General features: G+C 57.4%; 13 protein-coding genes and 1 pseudogene. 4 read left to right on the forward strand and 10 right to left on the reverse strand.

Annotated features, from left to right (window positions below):
* Positions 1-8: 8 nt before the first annotated feature.
* The 4 genes from EKD05_RS04315 (at position 9) to trxB (ending at position 4857) form a co-directional block, all read left to right on the forward strand.
* Positions 9-755, forward strand: a complete 747-nt coding sequence (locus tag EKD05_RS04315; protein ID WP_240695629.1) for an SCO1664 family protein — start codon at positions 9-11, stop codon at positions 753-755.
* A 111-nt stretch (positions 756-866) separates the two neighbouring features.
* A complete protein-coding gene (locus EKD05_RS04320) occupies positions 867-2453 on the forward strand; it encodes an ATP-binding protein (protein ID WP_129671204.1) in 1587 nt (528 codons plus the stop codon).
* Between the two features lie 13 nt (positions 2454-2466).
* On the forward strand, positions 2467-3663 hold the full coding sequence (locus EKD05_RS04325) for a DUF58 domain-containing protein (RefSeq protein ID WP_129671205.1): 1197 nt from the start codon (positions 2467-2469) through the stop codon (positions 3661-3663).
* Positions 3664-3891: 228 nt separating this feature from the next.
* Positions 3892-4857, forward strand: a complete 966-nt coding sequence (gene trxB / locus EKD05_RS04330) for a thioredoxin-disulfide reductase (RefSeq protein ID WP_129671206.1) — start codon at positions 3892-3894, stop codon at positions 4855-4857.
* 57 nt (positions 4858-4914) lie between these two features.
* Here trxB and EKD05_RS04335 read toward each other — a convergent pair whose 3' ends face one another.
* From EKD05_RS04335 to EKD05_RS04380, 10 genes and pseudogenes are all read right to left on the reverse strand, one after another.
* Positions 4915-5388 (reverse strand): hypothetical protein, encoded by a 474-nt coding sequence (locus tag EKD05_RS04335; RefSeq protein ID WP_129671207.1) that lies wholly within the window; start codon positions 5386-5388, stop codon positions 4915-4917.
* Between the two features lie 224 nt (positions 5389-5612).
* On the reverse strand, positions 5613-8816 hold the full coding sequence (locus EKD05_RS04340; RefSeq protein WP_165360584.1) for a hybrid sensor histidine kinase/response regulator transcription factor: 3204 nt from the start codon (positions 8814-8816) through the stop codon (positions 5613-5615).
* A gap of 5 nt (positions 8817-8821) precedes the next feature.
* The gene (locus EKD05_RS04345; protein WP_129671209.1) at positions 8822-10435 is read right to left on the reverse strand and encodes an NADH-quinone oxidoreductase subunit N; all 1614 of its coding nucleotides are present in this window, start codon (positions 10433-10435) and stop codon (positions 8822-8824) included.
* Positions 10436-10438: 3 nt separating this feature from the next.
* Positions 10439-11950 carry a NuoM family protein gene (locus EKD05_RS04350; protein WP_129671210.1) on the reverse strand — a complete coding sequence of 504 codons (1512 nt, stop codon included), beginning with the start codon at positions 11948-11950 and terminating at the stop codon, positions 10439-10441.
* A gap of 43 nt (positions 11951-11993) precedes the next feature.
* A complete protein-coding gene (locus EKD05_RS04355) occupies positions 11994-13664 on the reverse strand; it encodes a NuoM family protein (protein WP_129671211.1) in 1671 nt (556 codons plus the stop codon).
* A 63-nt stretch (positions 13665-13727) separates the two neighbouring features.
* Positions 13728-15986, reverse strand: coding sequence for an NADH-quinone oxidoreductase subunit L (locus EKD05_RS04360; RefSeq protein ID WP_129671212.1), 2259 nt, complete (start codon positions 15984-15986; stop codon positions 13728-13730).
* 10 nt (positions 15987-15996) lie between these two features.
* Complete coding sequence (gene nuoK, locus EKD05_RS04365) at positions 15997-16314, reverse strand: NADH-quinone oxidoreductase subunit NuoK (protein WP_097655208.1); 318 nt, start codon at positions 16312-16314, stop codon at positions 15997-15999.
* Complete coding sequence (locus EKD05_RS04370; protein WP_129671213.1) at positions 16311-16976, reverse strand: NADH-quinone oxidoreductase subunit J; 666 nt, start codon at positions 16974-16976, stop codon at positions 16311-16313. The genes nuoK and EKD05_RS04370 overlap by 4 nt, the downstream gene beginning before the upstream one ends.
* A 12-nt stretch (positions 16977-16988) precedes the next feature.
* Positions 16989-18323 carry an NADH-quinone oxidoreductase subunit NuoH gene (nuoH, locus tag EKD05_RS04375; protein WP_129671214.1) on the reverse strand — a complete coding sequence of 445 codons (1335 nt, stop codon included), beginning with the start codon at positions 18321-18323 and terminating at the stop codon, positions 16989-16991.
* Positions 18324-18334: 11 nt separating this feature from the next.
* A pseudogene (locus EKD05_RS04380) lies at positions 18335-18574 on the reverse strand (4Fe-4S ferredoxin); the annotation flags it as partial.

Here is an 18574-nt window from a genome sequence, read left to right on the forward strand (position 1 = left end):
AGCCCCCTATGGACGAAGAGATGCAACCACAAGAAGTTAGTATTGCCCGCGTGCTTGAGGCACTTGCTTCAGGGCAGCTTGAGGTTGCCGCTTCGATGCCGTATAGTAGCAACTATACCCTGCTTGCAACCGTACAACACAATGGACTCGAGTTACTCGGGATCTACAAACCAAAACGCGGTGAGCGCCCGCTCTGGGATTTCCCACGCGGGACACTCTATAAACGTGAGGCCGCTGCCTATGTGATCTCTGAGGGCCTCGGCTTTGGGCTTGTGCCCCCAACCGTCGTACGTGATGGGCCGTATGGCGTGGGTACACTGCAACTCTTTATCTCCAATGATGAAGAGTCGCATCTCTTCACCATGCTCAAAGAGGGTGGCTATGACGCGACAATCCGTCGGCTCTGCGCCTTCGATTGTCTGGTGAATAATGCTGATCGTAAGAGTGGACACTGCCTCAAAGGTTCGGATCGACGACTCTGGGCAATTGACCATGGCCTCTGTTTCCATGTCGAGCCAAAACTGCGCACGGTGATCTGGGATTTTGTTGGTGAACCCTTGCCGCCTGATGTGCTTGATGGCTTGTGTCGCCTGCGTAGCCGCTTTGAGGCTCAGGATGATGTGGTTGCCGTGCTTGATGGCCTGCTCGACAAGGGTGAGGTGCGCGCCCTGCGCCGTCGCCTGGATCGTTTGATCACCACTGGCGTCTTTCCAACCCCTGGCCCTGGCCCTAATGTGCCCTGGCCCCCTGTGTAAGGGGAAAGCGCCTCCGGCGGGATGGCTGTGGGGTGCAGTCTTGCGTTGCTGGTCGAACGGGCCAGCGTAACTGGCTTGTTCGACCAGCAACGCAATGGGGCTTGAGGGATTATGCTCAATTCTAGCGATCATCGTTTGCTCCAGCGCGAATATCTGCTCCAGATTAGCCGGGCGATGACCGCACAGCTCGATCTGCTGAGTGTGCTCTCGTTGACGATTGGCTATGCCGTCGAGATGACGGCGGGAACGTCGGGCCTCATTGCCCTCTATGATGAAGAGGCAGGTGATGAGTTGCGCATCCGGGCCTCATCAGGGTTGCCACGGAATGAATGGCCTGCCTTTGCCCGCCTCTTGACGTTGCCTCCGTCTGAGCTTGGACGCCGTGGCGAAGTGGTGCTGCGCGAAGTGGCGACTGATACCGGTTTGACCCTGCGCCAGATGATTGCGTTGCCTCTGACCCTCCGCGATACGCCCGTCGGGGTGATCTATGTCTTCCGGGCGGCGCTCAATGTTGCTTTTTCGGCTGATGATCGGCAGGTGCTGCAGGATTTTGCCGACCAGGCGGCGATTGCTGTCTCGAATGCGCGCCTCTATCAGAGTGTCCTGCGCGAGAAGCAACGCCTCGATGCGATGATCGAACAGTCAGCTGATGGGGTGATGATTATTGATAGCCGCTGGCGCATTACGACGTTTAATAAGGCGATGGAGGCCTTGACAGGCTGGAGTCGCGAAGAGGCGCTCGGGCGCCCCTGTGCCGAGGTGCTCGCGATTGAAAATGGGCAGGGTATCAATATCTGTCTCACTGATTGCCCACTCCAGCGCCTGCCCTTTGCGGCAAATCCTGTGGTGGAGGGCCGTATGCTTACCCGTGATGGCCGGTCGCTCTTTGTGCAGAGCCGCTATGCGCCGCAACGCAGTCATCAGGGCCAGTTTCTTGGGGCCATTGCCAATATCCGTGACATTACCGCGCAGAAGCAAGACGAAGAGTTGCAGAGTACGTTTATTTCGGTGATTTCACACGAGTTGAAAACCCCCGTGAGCATTATTAAAGGCTATGCCGGCACGCTACGCCGCGACGATGCCACCTTTAGTGCGCAACAGTACCGCGATGGTCTCACGGTGATCGAGGAAGAGGCCGACCGCCTTGCTCGTCAGATCCAGGATCTCCTGGATGTTTCGCGTTTGATGGCCGATGGGACGCGGCTTGAGATAGCGGATTTCCCGTTACCGATCCTTGCCAGCGATGTGGTGCGGAGCTTTGTCCCCACTGCCGGTGAACAGTTTGAGTTCGAGTTGCGGTTTCCCGAGGATATGCCGCCTGTCCAGGGAGATTATGAACGCATCCGCCAGGTACTCGCCAATCTGGTCTCGAATGCAGTCAAATACAGCCCCGAAGGGGGCATGATCCGCATTGGCGGATGGCCCGACGGCGACCACGCCATCTGCTATGTGAGTGACCAGGGCGTCGGCATTGCCCCAGAAGAGCAAGAGGCGATCTTTCGCCGTTTCTACCGCATTGATACGCGCCTCCGGCGTGAAACCCAGGGCTCGGGGCTGGGGCTTTTTCTCACCCGTGCGATTATCGAGGCCCACGGTGGGCACATCTGGGTCGAGAGCCAACTCGGCAAAGGCTCGCGCTTTAGCTTTACCTTGCCCCTCGGACGCCGTAAGCTGGCCGACGAAGCTACGCCACCATAACGAAGAGCGAGCGATGTTTCAACAGGCAACGTTGACGCTGCTCGGCCTTGTCCTGCTGGGCGCACTCATCTTTGGGCAAACGAGTCTGGCCCTCTTGACGGGCATGCTGCTCGTGACAGCCGGGTTGGCCCGCATCTGGAGTCGCTGGGCGCTGGTGCGGGTTGCGTATGAACGCCAGCTGAGTCAGACCCGTGCTTTTCCGGGCGATGAGCTTACGTTGACGATCAAGGTCACGAATCGCAAGCTGTTGCCGCTCGCACGCTTGCAGGTGGACGATGAACTGCCGGGTAACCTGCAGCTCGAAGGTGGCACAGAGCCACGCCGCCTGGGGCGCAGCAATCTGTTGCAGCGCCGCACGAGCCTGCGCTGGTACGAAAGCATCGTCTGGCGCTACCGTATCCGCCTGCGTGCCCGTGGTGCCTATCGCCTTGGGCCGGTGCAACTGCGCAGCGGCGACCCTTTTGGACTCTATGATTGCGATGCAACCCTTGAGGTCTTTACGCCGCTGCTCGTCTATCCACGTTTCTTGCCAGTCGAAGAACTGGGCTTGCCCGCACGCAACCCGCTCGGCGATCTCCGCGCACCCTCGCTGTTGCGTGACCCGCTGCGCACCATAGGCGTACGTGACTATAGCCCGACCGATCCGCTGAAAGATGTCCACTGGGCGGCCACCGCCCGTACCGGCAAACTCCAGAGTCGCGTTTATGAACCAGCAACGTCGCGAACCCTGGTCATCTTTCTCGATCTCGACACCTTTGAATTCTACTACGAAGGCATTGATCCTGAACAGGTCGAGCGCATGATCAGTGCGGCCGCAACGGTGGCGCGCCTCGGGCTAGAAGCCCGCGATCCCGTTGGCCTCTATGTCAATGGCATGCCCGCCGAGCACGAACATCTGGCGCACCTGCCTGCCGGACGGAGCCCCGCCCAGTTTGGGTTGATGATGGAGACCCTGGCGCGGCTGACGACCTACTCGGTGATGCCGATTGGTCGTCTGCTCAACCTCAGCACGACCGAACTGCCTCCGGGGGCAACCGTGCTTCTGATTGGCTGCGTCAACAGTGAAGCTACACGTGCCGCCCTTCTGCGCCTGCGCTCGCATGGCTACCAGGTGACCTGGCTCTATATGGGCACCGGTTCAGCCCCGGTCGTGCCAGGGGTAAGGATTGTGGCAGGGCGTAGCCACAGCGCTGCTGTGGCTACGCCCTGAGTTGCCAGGGAATGTGTCGCCTCCGGCTGGGGGTTTGGGGGCCTGCGGCCCCCAAGAAGCATGCGTGTGCTGGCGTAAACGGCCAGCTTCGCTGGCCGTTTACGCCAGCACACGCATGGATTGTTTGGGCGACAGCCCATGAGCACTTGTCAGAATGTGGTATACTAAGGTATAATCATATACCGGTGGGGGGTATACTTATGGAGATTAAAAAAAGGAGTCATGTATATGCATAGCAAAGTTGTCATCATCGGTTCAGGCCCTGCCGGGCTTACGGCAGCGCTCTATGCGGCACGGGCAAATCTTGAGCCACTGGTGGTACGTGGTTTGCAGCCAGGTGGGTTGATTGCGACCACCTCGGAGGTCGAGAATTATCCTGGGTTTGTCGAGGGCATTGGTGGCTTTGATCTAGCTGATAATATGGAGAAGCAGGCCGCCCGTTTTGGCACTCAGTTCAAAGACACCCTGGTCACCAAGATTGACGCCTCGGTACGTCCGTTTGTCTTGCACACCGACGATGGCGACCAGCTTACCGCCGATACCCTGATCATCTCGACGGGTGCTTCACCTCGCAAGCTCCATGTTCCTGGTGAAGAGGAACTCGCCAACCGAGGGGTAAGCTATTGTGCCACGTGTGATGGCTTCTTTTTCCGGGGCAAGAAGGTTGTCGTGGTCGGCGGTGGCAACAGCGCCCTCGATGAGGGGCTCTTCCTTACGCGTTATGTCGATGAACTAATCATTGTCCACCGGCGCGACAGCCTGCGTGCCGACCCGGTGCTGCAAGAGCGGGCTTTTGGCAACGAGAAGGTGCGTTTTGTCTGGGACAGCACCGTTGATGCAATTCTCGGTGACGACAAAGTCACCGGGGTGCGGCTGCGGAACCTCAAGACGGAAGAGACGAGTGATATTGAAGTTGACGGTGTCTTCCCGTACATTGGTCATGTGCCCAACACGAGCCTGTTCACCGATCTGTTGACGCTCGACGAAGGGGGGTATATTGTGACCGATGGTCGACAGCGCACCAACATCCCCGGCATCTTTGCCGCTGGCGATGTCGTTGACCATGTCTATCGTCAGGCGATCACTGCTGCCGGTGAAGGCTGCCGCGCCGCAATGGAAGCCACCTGGTACCTCGCTGAGCAAGAGCACGCTGCGAAGAAAGCCGCCCAGGCAGAACCAGTCCTGGCGCAATAAGGATATGCACAGAAGTACCGACCACACGGTGTGGTCGATACTTCTGTGCATAAGCCCTTAATCCGCAGCTGCATCCTGAGGGACAGCCACCGGCAACGTCACAACCTTACCTGACCGACCATCTTGGACAGATTGGCCGCTGATACGTATGGGCTGAAGTGAGTGCTTGTAGACCACCGCAACAGGCCATTTCCCCCATGCAAGCAGTGAGTCAAGCCCGTCTGAGGTTTTGCTGGCTGTCCTGCGCCACCGATATCCTCGTCCATTAAAGGCCGTGATTGTTTGCTCGGTGATCACAACGACACACGTGCGTCCAGTTGTGCGCAGCTCATGAAATATTCTGAGGATACTGGTATCCGAGAGGGTAACGGGAAGCAGAACGTAATCGGGTTTGACATCGTTGATACAACGATAGGCATCTTCACTGTCTACAACCACCTCAATGTCAACAAGAACACGCACTCCTTGTAACATCGCGAGATCTGCCGCATCAGGTTTGCCAATAAAGATAGCTGTGTAGGCCTTATGCATGGTGGTGTCTCCTGCTCTGGAAGAAATGGGCAGTCGTTGCCGGTTTCTCTTTTGTTTCTGGGGCTTCGTGGCCGCAGAGATAGCATGGCGACAAAAATATATCCCCTTACTACCATGTATTATACTACAGCCATTAAGCCTGTCAGTAAAGGATAGAAAAAGTATAAGGTACGATTCAGCTTCCATGCTGACAGAGGGTTGCCTCAAGGGAGGTAGCGTTTGTGCTACTTAAGAGAACTTTCAGCCTCCTCGTTTTTAGGATGCTCAACAACCATCCCGCTGCGACGCGCATACGCCACTGCTTCAGCACGGTTGGCGAGATGGAGACGGCTGAGGATCTGTTTCATATGGTATTTGATCGCCGCTTCACTGAGATGAACGGTCTGAGCCACTTCACGGTAGGTGAGGCCTTGGGCAACGAGGGTAAGGATGTTCCGCTGCTTGGGGGTGAGCCGCGCTTCTACGGCAAGTTCTTCCGCTTCCTGGCGTGCCAATTCAACGTCAATACGTTGGGCCAGCTCTGGGGCAATGGGCGGGGCACCTTGCTCAAGGCCCGCCAGGAGGAGAAAAAGGTCGTCGGCTTGCATGTTTTTGAGCAAATAGCCCGAGGCACCGGCCTTCAGCGCTTCAAAGAGCAACGTTTCTTCGGCCGAGACCGTCAAGACCACAATGCGTGCCTCGGGCCATTCGGCGGTGATGCGGCGGGTCGCTTCAAGACCATCGCAACGGGGCATCTGCAAATCGATGACGAGCAAGTCGGGGCGCAAGGTTCGTGCCAACATTTGCGCCTCTTCGCCATCCGATCCCGTGCCTATCACTTGCATTCCATGGGCCGTCAGAAAATTCCGCAGACCTTCCAGAAACATCGGGTGATCGTCGACAAGCACAACCCGCAACGGGCGCATCGGAAGAGTGGTATGCGGTTCTTCTTCAACCCGTTCAAGGGGACAGGTTACCAGGATGCGCGTGCCTAGGCCAGGTGCAGTATAAAATTCCACCCCTCCCCCTAACTCACGCGCTCGTTCTTCCATCGTCTTCAGGCCAAAATGACCTGATTCTGGCGGCCTCGGGATGAGCGCTGCTGGATAAGGATCATCACTGTGCCGTACAAACCCCTGCCCATCGTCCTGAATGGTTACAAGCAGCAAGGTGCCCTTTCGTTCGAAGGTTACGTCAATACGTGCTGCCTGGGCGTGCTGCTCAGCATTGTGCAACGCTTCCTGCAAAATGCGCAACAGATGCAACTGCCCTATCGGTGAGAGCCACGCTTCTTGCCAGGGCTCAGGCGCGTGCAGGGTGAGCGTCAGGTTGCTGCGTAGCCGAACTTCGTCAAGGGTATGGTTCAGCATCTCCCAGAAACCCTGGACAGAGGTCTGTCGCAGGCCGAGGATAAAGCTACGTACATCGGCATGCCCCTGGCGGGCCGCCTCACCAATGTGGCGACTGGCTTGCTCAGCCGCCAGGGTATCTCGGTTGCGCAAGAAGGCTTCGAGCGCCTGGGCCTGAAGATTGATCGAGCCAAAGACCTGCCCAAGACTATCGTGCAATTCACGCCCCAGACGATATCGTTCCTCCAGCACGGCCAACGTACGCTGGTGCTGCAACGCCTGCACCTGCGCCTCTTGACGTTTGCTCATCTCGGTACGCAGTTGGGCATTGGAGGCATCAAGCTCGGCGGTACGGTCGGCCACCCGTTCTTCGAGGGTCTGGATCAGATCGGCAAGTTCCGTCGAGAGCCGCTGAAACGCCTTCGTGAGAAAGCCGACTTCGTCCTGATAGTAGATCCGCACATTGGAAGGATAGCGTCCTGACTCCATCGCCTGGACACTCGCCAGAAGCGCATTCAGGGGTCGTAACAGGGTTACTCGGAAGAAGAACGGAAAGGCGACCAGGATCAAAATGTTTGTGGCGAAGAAGAGTTGCACAAGCGGATGAAGCAGACTATGCAAGTGTTGGCGATATTCGACGAGATAATCCTTGATCACACCCTCTGATCCGCTGCTGACCGGAAGGCGATCCAGGGTCATCAACTGAGGCATAGGGCCACGGAGTTGACCAGGTACCGCACCGATCATCCAAGGATTCGCCCCTGGTGCATCATTGGGATAGTAATGCAAGACCTCGGGTCGTTCGGCATAGTTGAACTCAAAAATCCCATTGCTATACAAGACTGCCTGAAAGGTGTATTCATCGACAGGCCGATACGCATTGCGCATTCGCTCCCAGGTAATAATCAGTTGGTCGTCCTGTTGATAGGCAAAAACACTCCCTGAACTCTGCCGGTGGTCGAAATCGAGCAAGAGCGCAAGCATCAAAGGGGTACCTGCGCCATAAAAGTACTGGAACGAACGATAGCGAACTGGTGCATCAAAACTCACCACACCATCATAGCAGGCATAGAGGTGTTCGTGATCTTGCCCAAAGAACGGGAAGGCAAAGGTAAGGGCAGAACTGCATTCGTGCAATGCATGCACATTCAACTGAAGTTCTTCGCCTCGCGTGGTCTTGAACTGAAAGGGCACCCGATCGACATCATAGCCGCCTGCTTCATTGGGGGTAAAGCGGAAGCTTTGCTGGCGGGGGATCTCAACCGTAAAACTCGTTTCACGGTTGGTGCTAACGATCCACCCGACGATGCCGATCAAGCCCATGTTGGTGATAAGGCTGATCCCGATCATCCGCACCAGAAATGATGTTGTCTCGGGTTGCGCATTGAGATAACTGATGACAAAGCCAAATATAGCCGCGAGAATACCAAGCGACAGCATAGCATTCGCCACCGTCGTCAGAATCAGCGTGGTATGCAGCAGAATGGAAATGAGATTGAGCGAAGCAACAAAGAAAAAGATGACCGTGAAGACCCGAATCGTGCTCGCTTCCGAGTTACTCGGTTTCAAGAAGGGAGCGAGCCACTGTGATCGCCCTCTGTCGCTTGACACTGGTGTGAGCAGGTAGATCTGTCGCACAAGCACAAGCGGTACCCACAGAAAGATCCCCAACAAGAGATAGTCGATCGACTCGTGGCGAAACAGGACAATCCCCTGTTGGAGCCTCCAGAGACGATACGCGGCATACCCAACCTCGCCGAGCGTATAGAGGCTGCTGAAGATCAAGACGATCCGCGCCTCGATGCGCCAGCGTGGTGGGAGCACAGGAAAATGATAGGCAAATTGCAAAAGAAAGATCAGGGCAAGGCCAAGCAGGCTATTCTGTGCAAGCACGCTATAGAGCCGTGGGGTCGGTAAGAAGCTCACTTCCAGCCAGAGTGTCCCAAGGAAGGCGGTGAGGGTGATAAAAAAACCGGCGAGCAACCAGGTATAGCGACGCTCTGAGCGCAATGCCATTACAACCAGATAGCCACTGAAGAGCATCGTGAGCAAAATCTGGTTGAGATAGACAAGCCCGTTTGGCGTCACATAGAATTGCACTGCATTTAAAACCCGGCCACTGTCTGTACTTGACTGAGTATGCCCAGAATGAGATTCGGGAAGAGACCAAGGATGATCAGACCAGCGGCGGCAATCACAACGGCGGCAGTGATCCCGGGCGGTGCCGTTACAGGGGTCTCAGCGGCTGGCGGTTCCATAAACATGGCCTTGAGCAGCCGCAGGTAGTAGTAGAGGCTGATGACCGTAGTCAAGACTGCGATCACAACGAGCCACTCGGCACCAGACTGCCAGCTTACCATAAAGACATAGAATTTGGCGAAGAAACCCGCCAGCGGCGGTATCCCGGCCAGTGAGAGGACGCAGATTGCCATCAAGACGGCCAAGCCCAGGTTGCGCCGCGCCAGTCCGTTCAAATCGGCAATCTCATCGCCACCCACAGCCATACTGACTGCCGCCAGCGCCCCGAAGGCTCCCAGGTTGGTTAGGGTGTAAACGATCAGATAGTAGAGCAGGGCGACCGTGCCCTGGTCACGGTCAAAGGTCTGCGGGGCTGCCCATGCGACAAACGCCAGCAAGACAAAGCCGGCCTGGGCCACGCTCGACCAGGCGAGCAACCGCTTGGCGTTGGTCTGCGGCAAGGCAGCCAGGTTACCAACAATCAGCGTCAACACTGCCAGCAGCGCCAGCGCACTTGTCCAACCACTCAATTCGCCCCAGACGGCCGTTCCAGTCAAGCCAGGGAAGGCTGTGGTGAGCAAACGCAACAGCAGAATGAAACCAGCCATCTTCGAGGCCGTCGAGACAAACGCTGTAATTGGCGTTGGCGCACCCTGATAGACATCGGGCGACCAGCCGTGGAAGGGGACAACGGCAAGCTTGTAGCCAAGGCCGGCGATCATAAAGATCATGCCCAGCGTCAAGATCCCCTGATTGTCGGCGATGCGGGCCAGCGAAGCAATCTGGGCAAATTCGGTCAGGTTGTTGCCCAGGCTGTTCCCCGCCAGCGCACTCGCCGTAAAACCATAGGTCAGGCTCATTCCATAGAGCAGAATGCCCGACGAGAGGGCACCAAAGAGGAAGTATTTCATGCCCGCTTCCGACGAACGCATGTCGTTGCGGAAGTAACCCGCCAGGATGTACAGGGGAATGCTGGTCAATTCGATCGCCAGGTAGGCAATGATCAACTCAGTCGCCCCGGCCATCAAGCACATCCCCAGCGTTGCAAAGAGGATCAGCGCATAAAACTCGGCGGGATGCGCCGTAGGGCGATAGTCCAGACAAAGCAGACTCGTCAGCAGGGCCGCCCCGATCAGGGTCAGACGGCTGATCATCGTCAGGTGATCCGTCGCAAACGCACCAGTGATCGGTTCACCCACTGGCCCACCTGCCTGCAGGTTGCGCACAATGTTAATAAAAAAGTTTGGTGCAGCCGTCTCGGGGACGACGGTAAAGGGGATATAGCCACTCTGCACGAGCGCAATGAAGAAGATCAAGCCCAGACCAATCGCGGTGAGCGACGCCGACGAGCGTACCCGTTCAAGCTGGGCCTCTTGCGTACGCCCCCATTTCTCAAAAATATCAGAGCCAAGCACCAGCAGCGCCAGCACCAGCAAGAGAATCTCGGGCAACAGCCGCGGGATGTCAGTAATCTGAAACACGTCTTATCTCCCCGCGAGGGTAATCCCCTCCAACTGGGCCACAATCGGCCGCACCCCGACATCAATCAGTTCAGTCAAGATCGCCGGATAGAGCCCGACGCCAATCAGGATCAAGACCAGGATCGTTGCCCCGGTATACTCTTGCCAGGTCAGTTTCGGTAGTTTGAGCAATTCAGGATTTTTGACTTCATCGAAAAAGACCGCCCACACCGCCCGCAGAATATAGGCTCCGGTGATAGGAATCGAGAGCACTGCGATCACCGCCACGAGGGGGTAACGCTCCCAGACACCGAGGAAGATAATGAACTCGGACCAGAACCCGGCCAACCCTGGCATACCCATCGACGAGAGACCAGCGATGATGAACATGATGGTTGCAAAGGGCATCACCTTATAGAGACCGCCAAGTTCGGGTAACTGACGGGTGTGAGCGCGCTCGTAGATCATCCGGCCCACCACCGAGAAGAAGAGCGCTGTCATCACCCCGTGGGCAAACATCTGCAACACGGCCCCCATCAAGGCGAGTTGCGTTCCCGCCGCGAGGGCAAGCATTACGAGGCCCATATGGCTCACCGACGAATAGCCAATGATATACTTGGCATCGCGTTGCGCCATCGCGATCGTCGCCCCATAGACGACATTGAGCAGAGCGAGACCGGCCACAACAGGCAACCAGGTATTGGCCCCGGCGGGCATCAGCCACATCGCGGCCCGCAGACAGCCATACGAGCCAAGTTTCATCAACACGCCGGCGTGCAGCATACTGACAGCCGTTGGGGCCGCCACGTGTCCCGTCGGGCTCCAGGTATGAAACGGAAACATACCGGCGAGCACCGCAAAGCCGAGAAAGAGCATCGGGAAGAAGATGCGCTGCACATTACCGGCCAGGGTCACATTCTGTGCCAGCACGATCATATCAAACGTGCGTAGCCCCGAGCCAAAATAGAGGGCCAGCATACCAATGATCACCAAAGCGCTGCCGGCCATCAAAAAGAGGGTCAGCTTCATCGCGCCATACTCTTTGCGCGTACTGCCCCAGATGCCAATCAGCAGGTACATTGGCAAGACAGCCAGTTCATAGAAGACAAAGAAAAGAAAGAGATCGAGTGAGACAAAGACGCCATAGACCCCGGTCGTGAGCAGGAGCAGCAACACCCAGTACTCTTTGACCCGAGTATCAATATTCCAACTCATCAGGGCACCGGTCGAGATCACAATGCCATTGAGCAAGATCATCGGCAGACTGATGCCATCAACGCCAAGCTGATAACTGATGCCAAGCTGAGGCATCCAATTGAGGCGTTCGACAAACTGAAACCCTGCCCGTCCCGGCTCATAGGCCAGAAAGACGAGCAACGAGAGCACCAGCGAAGCAAACGCAAAAACTGCTCCCACCCAGCGCATCGCCTCCTTGTGCTGATGAGGAATGAGGGCAATGATCACTGCTGGCACGGCCATACTCAGCCAGATCAGGCTCAGCCAGGGAATATCAGTTGCGAGCGTGAAGAGTCCCATATGCTTCTTTCATCTCTTGATGGCAACAGACCCCGCCGTCACCTTAGGTATGCAACACCTGTTGAAAGATCGCCACCAGTTCCGTGACAGCCACATTGCCCAATTCCATAATGGGGGCAGGATAGACGCCAAGTATCAGCAAGAGGGCGAGCAGCGGCAAAAGCACACCCATCTCGGCAGGGCGCAGGTCGGCCAGGCGATCCCAGCGGTCGTTGAGTGAACCAAGGAAGATGCGCTGGAACATGATCAACAACGCCAACGCGGTGACAATCAGGCCAATGACGGCCAGGCCGGTAAAGAGCGGGAGCGTAGCCCAGGCCCCCCGGAAGATAAAGAATTCACCGACGAACCCGGCCATACCGGGCAGGCCCAAATTGGCAAACATCGCCGTACCCATCACCCCGGCAAAGGCAGGTGCCACGACGCGCAACCCGCCAAAATCACTGAGGCTCCAGCTTCCACTGCGCAGATAGAGCAGGCCGGCCAGATAAAAGAGGGCACCTGTGCTGAGCCCGTGGGCGACCATCTGCATCACTGCGCCATTGAGGGCAATCGCCCGGCTATCAAGGCTCGCCATGCCAGGCATAGCCGCAGCGGCGGCAATGGCCAGCATCACATAGCCCATATGGTTGATCGAGGTATAGGCAATGAGGCGTTTGATATCGCCCCCAGTATTCGCGAGCGCCCCAAATGCACCAGCCACAATCCCAATCAACGCTAACCCACCCATCACCGGGGCGAAATACTGGCTGGCATCGGGAACCAACGGCAGCATAATGCGCAGCATGCCATAGGCCCCCATCTTGCTCATCACCGCACTAAGCAGAATACTGCCCGCAATCGGGGCTTCGGTATAGGCATCGGGCAGCCAGGTATGGAAAGGCCAAACGGCAAGCTTGATCGCAAAAGCAATAAAGATCGCCCAGAACGCAATGCTCGTATAGAGCAACGGGTAGCGCCCGAGCACATTGGCGACCCCAAGATGATCCATATAGGCAAAGATGATCTCGCGCAGCGTACCTGTGACACCCTCGACGGGCAATCCTTGCCCAACGCGGCCAAGATCCACCAGATTGAAGGTCGGTAAACCAGCGTAGCGCATTGCCAGATAGATCACCTGGAAGAGCAACAACATCCCGAGCGAACCGGCCATCGTATAGATAAAGAACTTAAAGGCCGCATAGCGCCGATTGTCACGCCCCCAGTTCTGGATCAGGAAAAAGGCCGGGACGAGGCTGAATTCCCAGAAGATGAAGAAGAAGAAGAAATCGAGCGCCAGGAAATACCCAAGCATCGCCGCTTCGAGCAACAAAAGCAGCGCATAATGAGCCTTGACGCGATCAGTGACCCCCATCGAAGCTATGCCCGCCACGGGGGCCATCACCACCGTCAGCAGCACGAGGGCCATACTCAACCCATCCACCCCAAGGAAATAGTCAACCCGTACGGCTTTGATCCACGGCATCTTCTCGACCAGTTGCACGGCACCCTGCCCCGCCGCCGCCGCGCCAGGCTCAAAGAGGGTCCAGACAACCATCGCCAGAGCCAGGGGCACACCCATCCAGGCAGTGGCCCCGATGCGCACCAACCGATCATCCATGCGAAGCCAACCCGCCAGGCCGACGAGGGCAATGCCGACGAGCGGCGACAGCAGCAGCAGCGTTAGCCACGGCATGCCGTCGGGCGAAGGGATAAGATACGATGGCAAAGACATGAAACCACCTGTGACACGACGACCCGGTGAGCTCAAGCACTCTTCAGGTCATCAGGCCGCTCATCAAAGCACGTAGAGATAGACCAGGGCCAGGATGACGGCCCCGCCAAAGACATAGACGATATAATCCTGCGCCTTGCCAGTTTGCAGCCGACGGGCGCGTTTGCCAGTTGCGACGGTGCCATCAGCGACGGCATCGGGGCCATCATTGAGCACCGTATCGTCAACAATGAAATTGAGCCGCCCGACAAAGAGGGTCACGCGCCCAATCCCGTTGATGATGCCATCGAGAATAGCTTTGTCAAGCCAGGCCCAGGCGAGGGCGAGCAGAGCCGTAAACCGCACGATGCTCGCCTGATAGAACTCATCAACCCGATATTTCTCGTTCAGCAAGCGGAAGACCCCAGGCGCACGCACATCAAGCGGATCGCGTTCCTGCGCCGTCTTAAAGGCCGTCCCATAGAGTATCCAGCCTGCCGCGATGCCACCAAAAGCAATGAGCAACGAGATCCCCGCCACAACCAGACTAAAACTCGCTGGCTCTTGCCCCCAGAGATCGTTGAGCCAGTGACCGCCAGGAATGCTGAAGGGCAGGTTGAAGAGGCCACCCAGGGCGGCAAAACTCGCCAGGATGACCAACGGCGCAATCATCAACGGATCTTCGTGCCAGTGCGCCCCCGTATTGGCGTGATGCTCGTCGTGCCCATGCATGTCGTCATGGTGGGCGTGGCTAGCTTGGTGATGCCCTGCACGACGCTCAGGGTTGACATAGACCACCGGTTGCTCACCGCGAAATGCCCCAAAGAAGACGAGCCGCCACTGGCGCGTCATATAAAACGCCGTCAGGAACGCAGCCACGGCCAAGACGGTAAAGACTACCCAATGCCCACCCTTGAAGGCATCGGCCAGGATCTCATCTTTGCTCCAGAAGCCGGCAAACGGCACCACCCCGGCCAGCGCCAGGAACCCGAGCGTGTAGGTCCAGAACGTCCAGGGCATCCGTGTGCGCAAGCCACCCATGTTGCGAATATCCTGGGCTGTCTGCTGAGCGGCGTACTCATCTTTGTGGTGCAAATCCGCAATCCTGGGGGTCGCCTCCATCCCGTGGATGATCGAGCCAGAGCCAAGAAAGAGCAGGGCTTTGAAGAAGGCGTGGGCAAGCAGGTGGAACATCCCGGCGACCCAGCCTCCAATGCCAATGACGGCCACCATAAAACCAAGCTGCGAGAGCGTGCTATAGGCGAGGATGCGCTTGATATCGTACTGGGCAACCGCAATTGTCGCCGCAAAGAGGGCCGTGAAGGCCCCGATAAAGGCAACCACCGCCAGCGCCGTGCCATTATCAGCCTCGAAGATCGGGAAGGTGCGGGCGAGCAAAAAGACACCTGCCGAGACCATCGTCGCCGCGTGGATCAGCGCCGACACGGGTGTCGGCCCCTCCATCGCATCAGGCAACCAGACGTGCAAAGGGAACTGTGCCGACTTGCCAACCGTCCCGCAGAAGATGAGCAGCGCAATGCCCGTCGCGTGGCTCAGGCCAACAGCGCTTGTCTCGCTGCCAATGCGGGCCAGGAACTCGGGGTTAAAGATCTCGCCCGGTGCCGTACCAAAGGCGAGGCTACCTGCCTGGGTATAGAGATAGGCGAGACCGAGCAGCATCAGCACATCGCCAATGCGGGTGACAATAAAGGCCTTGATCGCAGCGCGATACGCCTGCGGGCGCTCATAGAGGAACCCGATCAAGAGATAGGAACAGAGGCCCATCACCTCCCAGGCCATAAAAAAGAGCAAGAGGTTATCGGCCATCGCCATCAGCAGCATGGCTGCCGTAAAGAGCGAAATAAAGCTAAAGAAGCGACTCTGGCGGGCATTGCTTGCCATATAGCCCAGCGAGAAGAGGTGGATGCAGGCCGAGGTAATCGTCACCATCGCGAGCAGCGCGGCAACCGGGGTATCAAGATAGATCCCCATCGCAAAACTGGTCGTACCGGTGGGTGCCCAGACAAACCGTTGCACCACGTTAGGCTCGGGGAAGGCAAACGCCGCCTTGCTCGTCTCACCGTGGGCATCTGCTTCGCCGTGGGCATCTGCTTCACCGTGGCCGGCCCTCTCAAGCGTCACCAATTGCCCATCGCGCACGGCGAGACCCTGGGCGGTCGCAGCCAGCAACCCGACGGCCAGCAGGCTTGCCATGATCATCAGACCAATCGTCGCCCAGCCACTTGCCACCTTGCTCTGGCGCAACGGCGTGAAGGTAATCAGAACACATCCCAGAAGCGGGAGGGCCGGAATAAGCCATGCATACTGGAGAAAAAAAGCCATTGCGGTGCCGTCACCCCTTCATTGACGCGACATTATCCACATTCGAGGTGAGCCAGGTACGATAGATCGCAATGATCATCGCCAGGCCAACGGCAGCCTCGGCGGCGGCCACCGTAATAATGAAAATCGCAAAGGTCTGCCCAACCACAAAGCCCGGCTCAAGGTAGCGCCAGAAGGCCACGAGATTGATATTGACCGCATTAAGCATCAACTCAACGCCCATCAGCACACTGACCATATTGCGCCGGGCGAGGGCACCAAAGAGGCCAATGCAGAAGAGCGCTGCCGCAACCATCAAAACGGCTTCAAGCGGAATTGCGTTCGTCATCCTTGCTCTCCATCAGACATCGGGGCCGCCTGGGGTGACGGTATCCGCTCACCAGTCACCGGTGGGCGAGCGGGCTTCTGTCGTTTACGTACCTCATGCTCTTCAGCCAGGGTCAAGACCCGACGGCGGCGCGCACGTTCTTCAAAGGCAATCACAATCGCCCCGATCAGGGCGACGGTCAACAAGACGCCCGCCACCTGAAATTGAAGCATATACGAAAAGACAAAGCCTCGTCCGAGATCTTCGACCCCTGCCAGCACCTCAGGCGGGGCGGGACTCCCAGGGGTTGCCACCGGTGGCGGCGGCACATTCCAGGTATGGGTAAAGATCGTCGGCACCAGCACGGCACCAAAGAGGGCCACACAGACAATCGCCGTCACCACGAGGCGCCAGCCACTCACCATATAGCGTGCGCCTTCGCTCTCGCGGGTGAGCATAATGGCAAAAAGGATCAGGATCGAAATGGCCCCCACATACACGAGCACCTGCGCAACAGCGATAAACTCGGCCTCAAGCAAGAGATAGAGCGCCCCAACGCCAAAAAAGCAGGCGATCAACCAGAGCGCCGCATGGATAACATTGCGTACTGAAACGACCATCACCGCCGAGCCGACGATCAAGGCCGCCAGGAGTCCGAAGATTAGCTGAATGAGCGTATTCATAGAGCCTACATCTTACCGCGGTAGCGCAAGGATCTCGCGCAGTTCATCAACATCAAGGCGATTACGTGCGACCTGGGCACTATTATATATGCGAGCGACGATCACGTATGCAGCGCCATTGAGCACAAGCGTAGTGACAAACGCCACCCCCCAGCGCAACATGGGCGACCAACCCTCCACCAGGCCAAAGCCCTCGGCCACCCCCCAGTTCGTTACGGCAACCCAGATCGCCGCACTGAAGACATTGACGAGGGTGAGCGGAATCAAGAACTTCCACCCAAAATCCATCAACTGGTCAACCCGCAAGCGCGGATACGCCCCACGGATCCAGATCATCACAAAAAAGAAGAAATAGGTCTTGGCCAAGAAATAGAAGACCCCGAGCATCCCGGCCAACAGATTGAAGATCCAACTCCCATCGGGGTTGATGGGCGAAATTGCCATCCCATAGAGCCACCCGACACCGGGGCCTTGCCAGCCACCAAAAAAGATAACCGACGCAATGGCACAGAGCAGGAAATTGAGGATGTATTGCGCCAGATAAAAGAGTCCAAACTTCATCCCGCTGTACTCAGTCATATAGCCAGCGACAATCTCTGAGTCAGCCTCGGGAATATCAAAAGGCGTGCGCTCGCCCTCGGCCAGTGCCGCAATGAAAAAGCAGATAAAAGCAAGCAGACCCACTGGGGTAAAGATCAACCAGCCGAGACCCAAATCTGGAATGCCAGCTACATCGTTGGTACTAATAAAGAGCCCACCCTGCGCATTGATCAGGCTCACGACCGAGAGTGTGCCGGTGATCATCACAATCGCCAGGAGGCTCAAGACGGCGGGGATTTCGTAGCTCACCATCTGAGCAACGGCACGCATTGCACCGAGCAAGGCAAACTTGTTATTGGAAGCCCAGCCGGCCATCATCAAGCCCACCGCACTGATTGAGGAGATCGCAAAGAAGAAGAGCAGACCCGTATTCAGATCAACCGGCACCATGCCCGGACCCCAAGGCAGCACAGCAAACATAAACATCGTAGGGGCGACGACCACAATCGGGGCCAGCAGATGCACCCACTTATCGGCGGCATCGGGGACGATATCCTCTTTCGTGAACATCTTGACGCCATCGGCGACCGGCTGAAAGATCCCCTCGGGGCCAACCCGGTTGGGACCGATCCGATCCTGCATACGTGCAATCGCCCGCCGCTCGTAATAGGTAAAAAAGAGCATCTGGAAGGGAGCGACGGCAAAGAGCAGCGTTGCCACCAGCACATAGCCAAGCAGGCTGATGAGCCACGAAGGCCAGCCAAACCCGAGGGTGCTATTCACAAGTGCATCAATGATATCGTACATAACACACCTCTTTACTCTTCGCTGCGTTCTTCAGCCTGCTTCTTGGCAGCATTGGCGGCGCGGATCGCTGCGAGCTTGGCGGCTTTCTCGTCAACCGGGGCAGGCTCAGCTGCCGGCGGTTGAGCAACGGGGGCAGTACCGGCCTGTTTCGCGGCATTCGCAGCGCGGATCGCCGCCAGTTTGGCCGCTTTCTCATCAACCGGGGCTGGTTCGGCTACCGGCGGTTGAGCAGCGGGGGCAGTACCGGCCTG

Origin of the sequence: Candidatus Chloroploca sp. Khr17 (assembly GCF_004138165.1) — a bacterium.
In the GTDB taxonomy this organism is placed as follows: Bacteria; Chloroflexota; Chloroflexia; order Chloroflexales; family Chloroflexaceae; genus Chloroploca.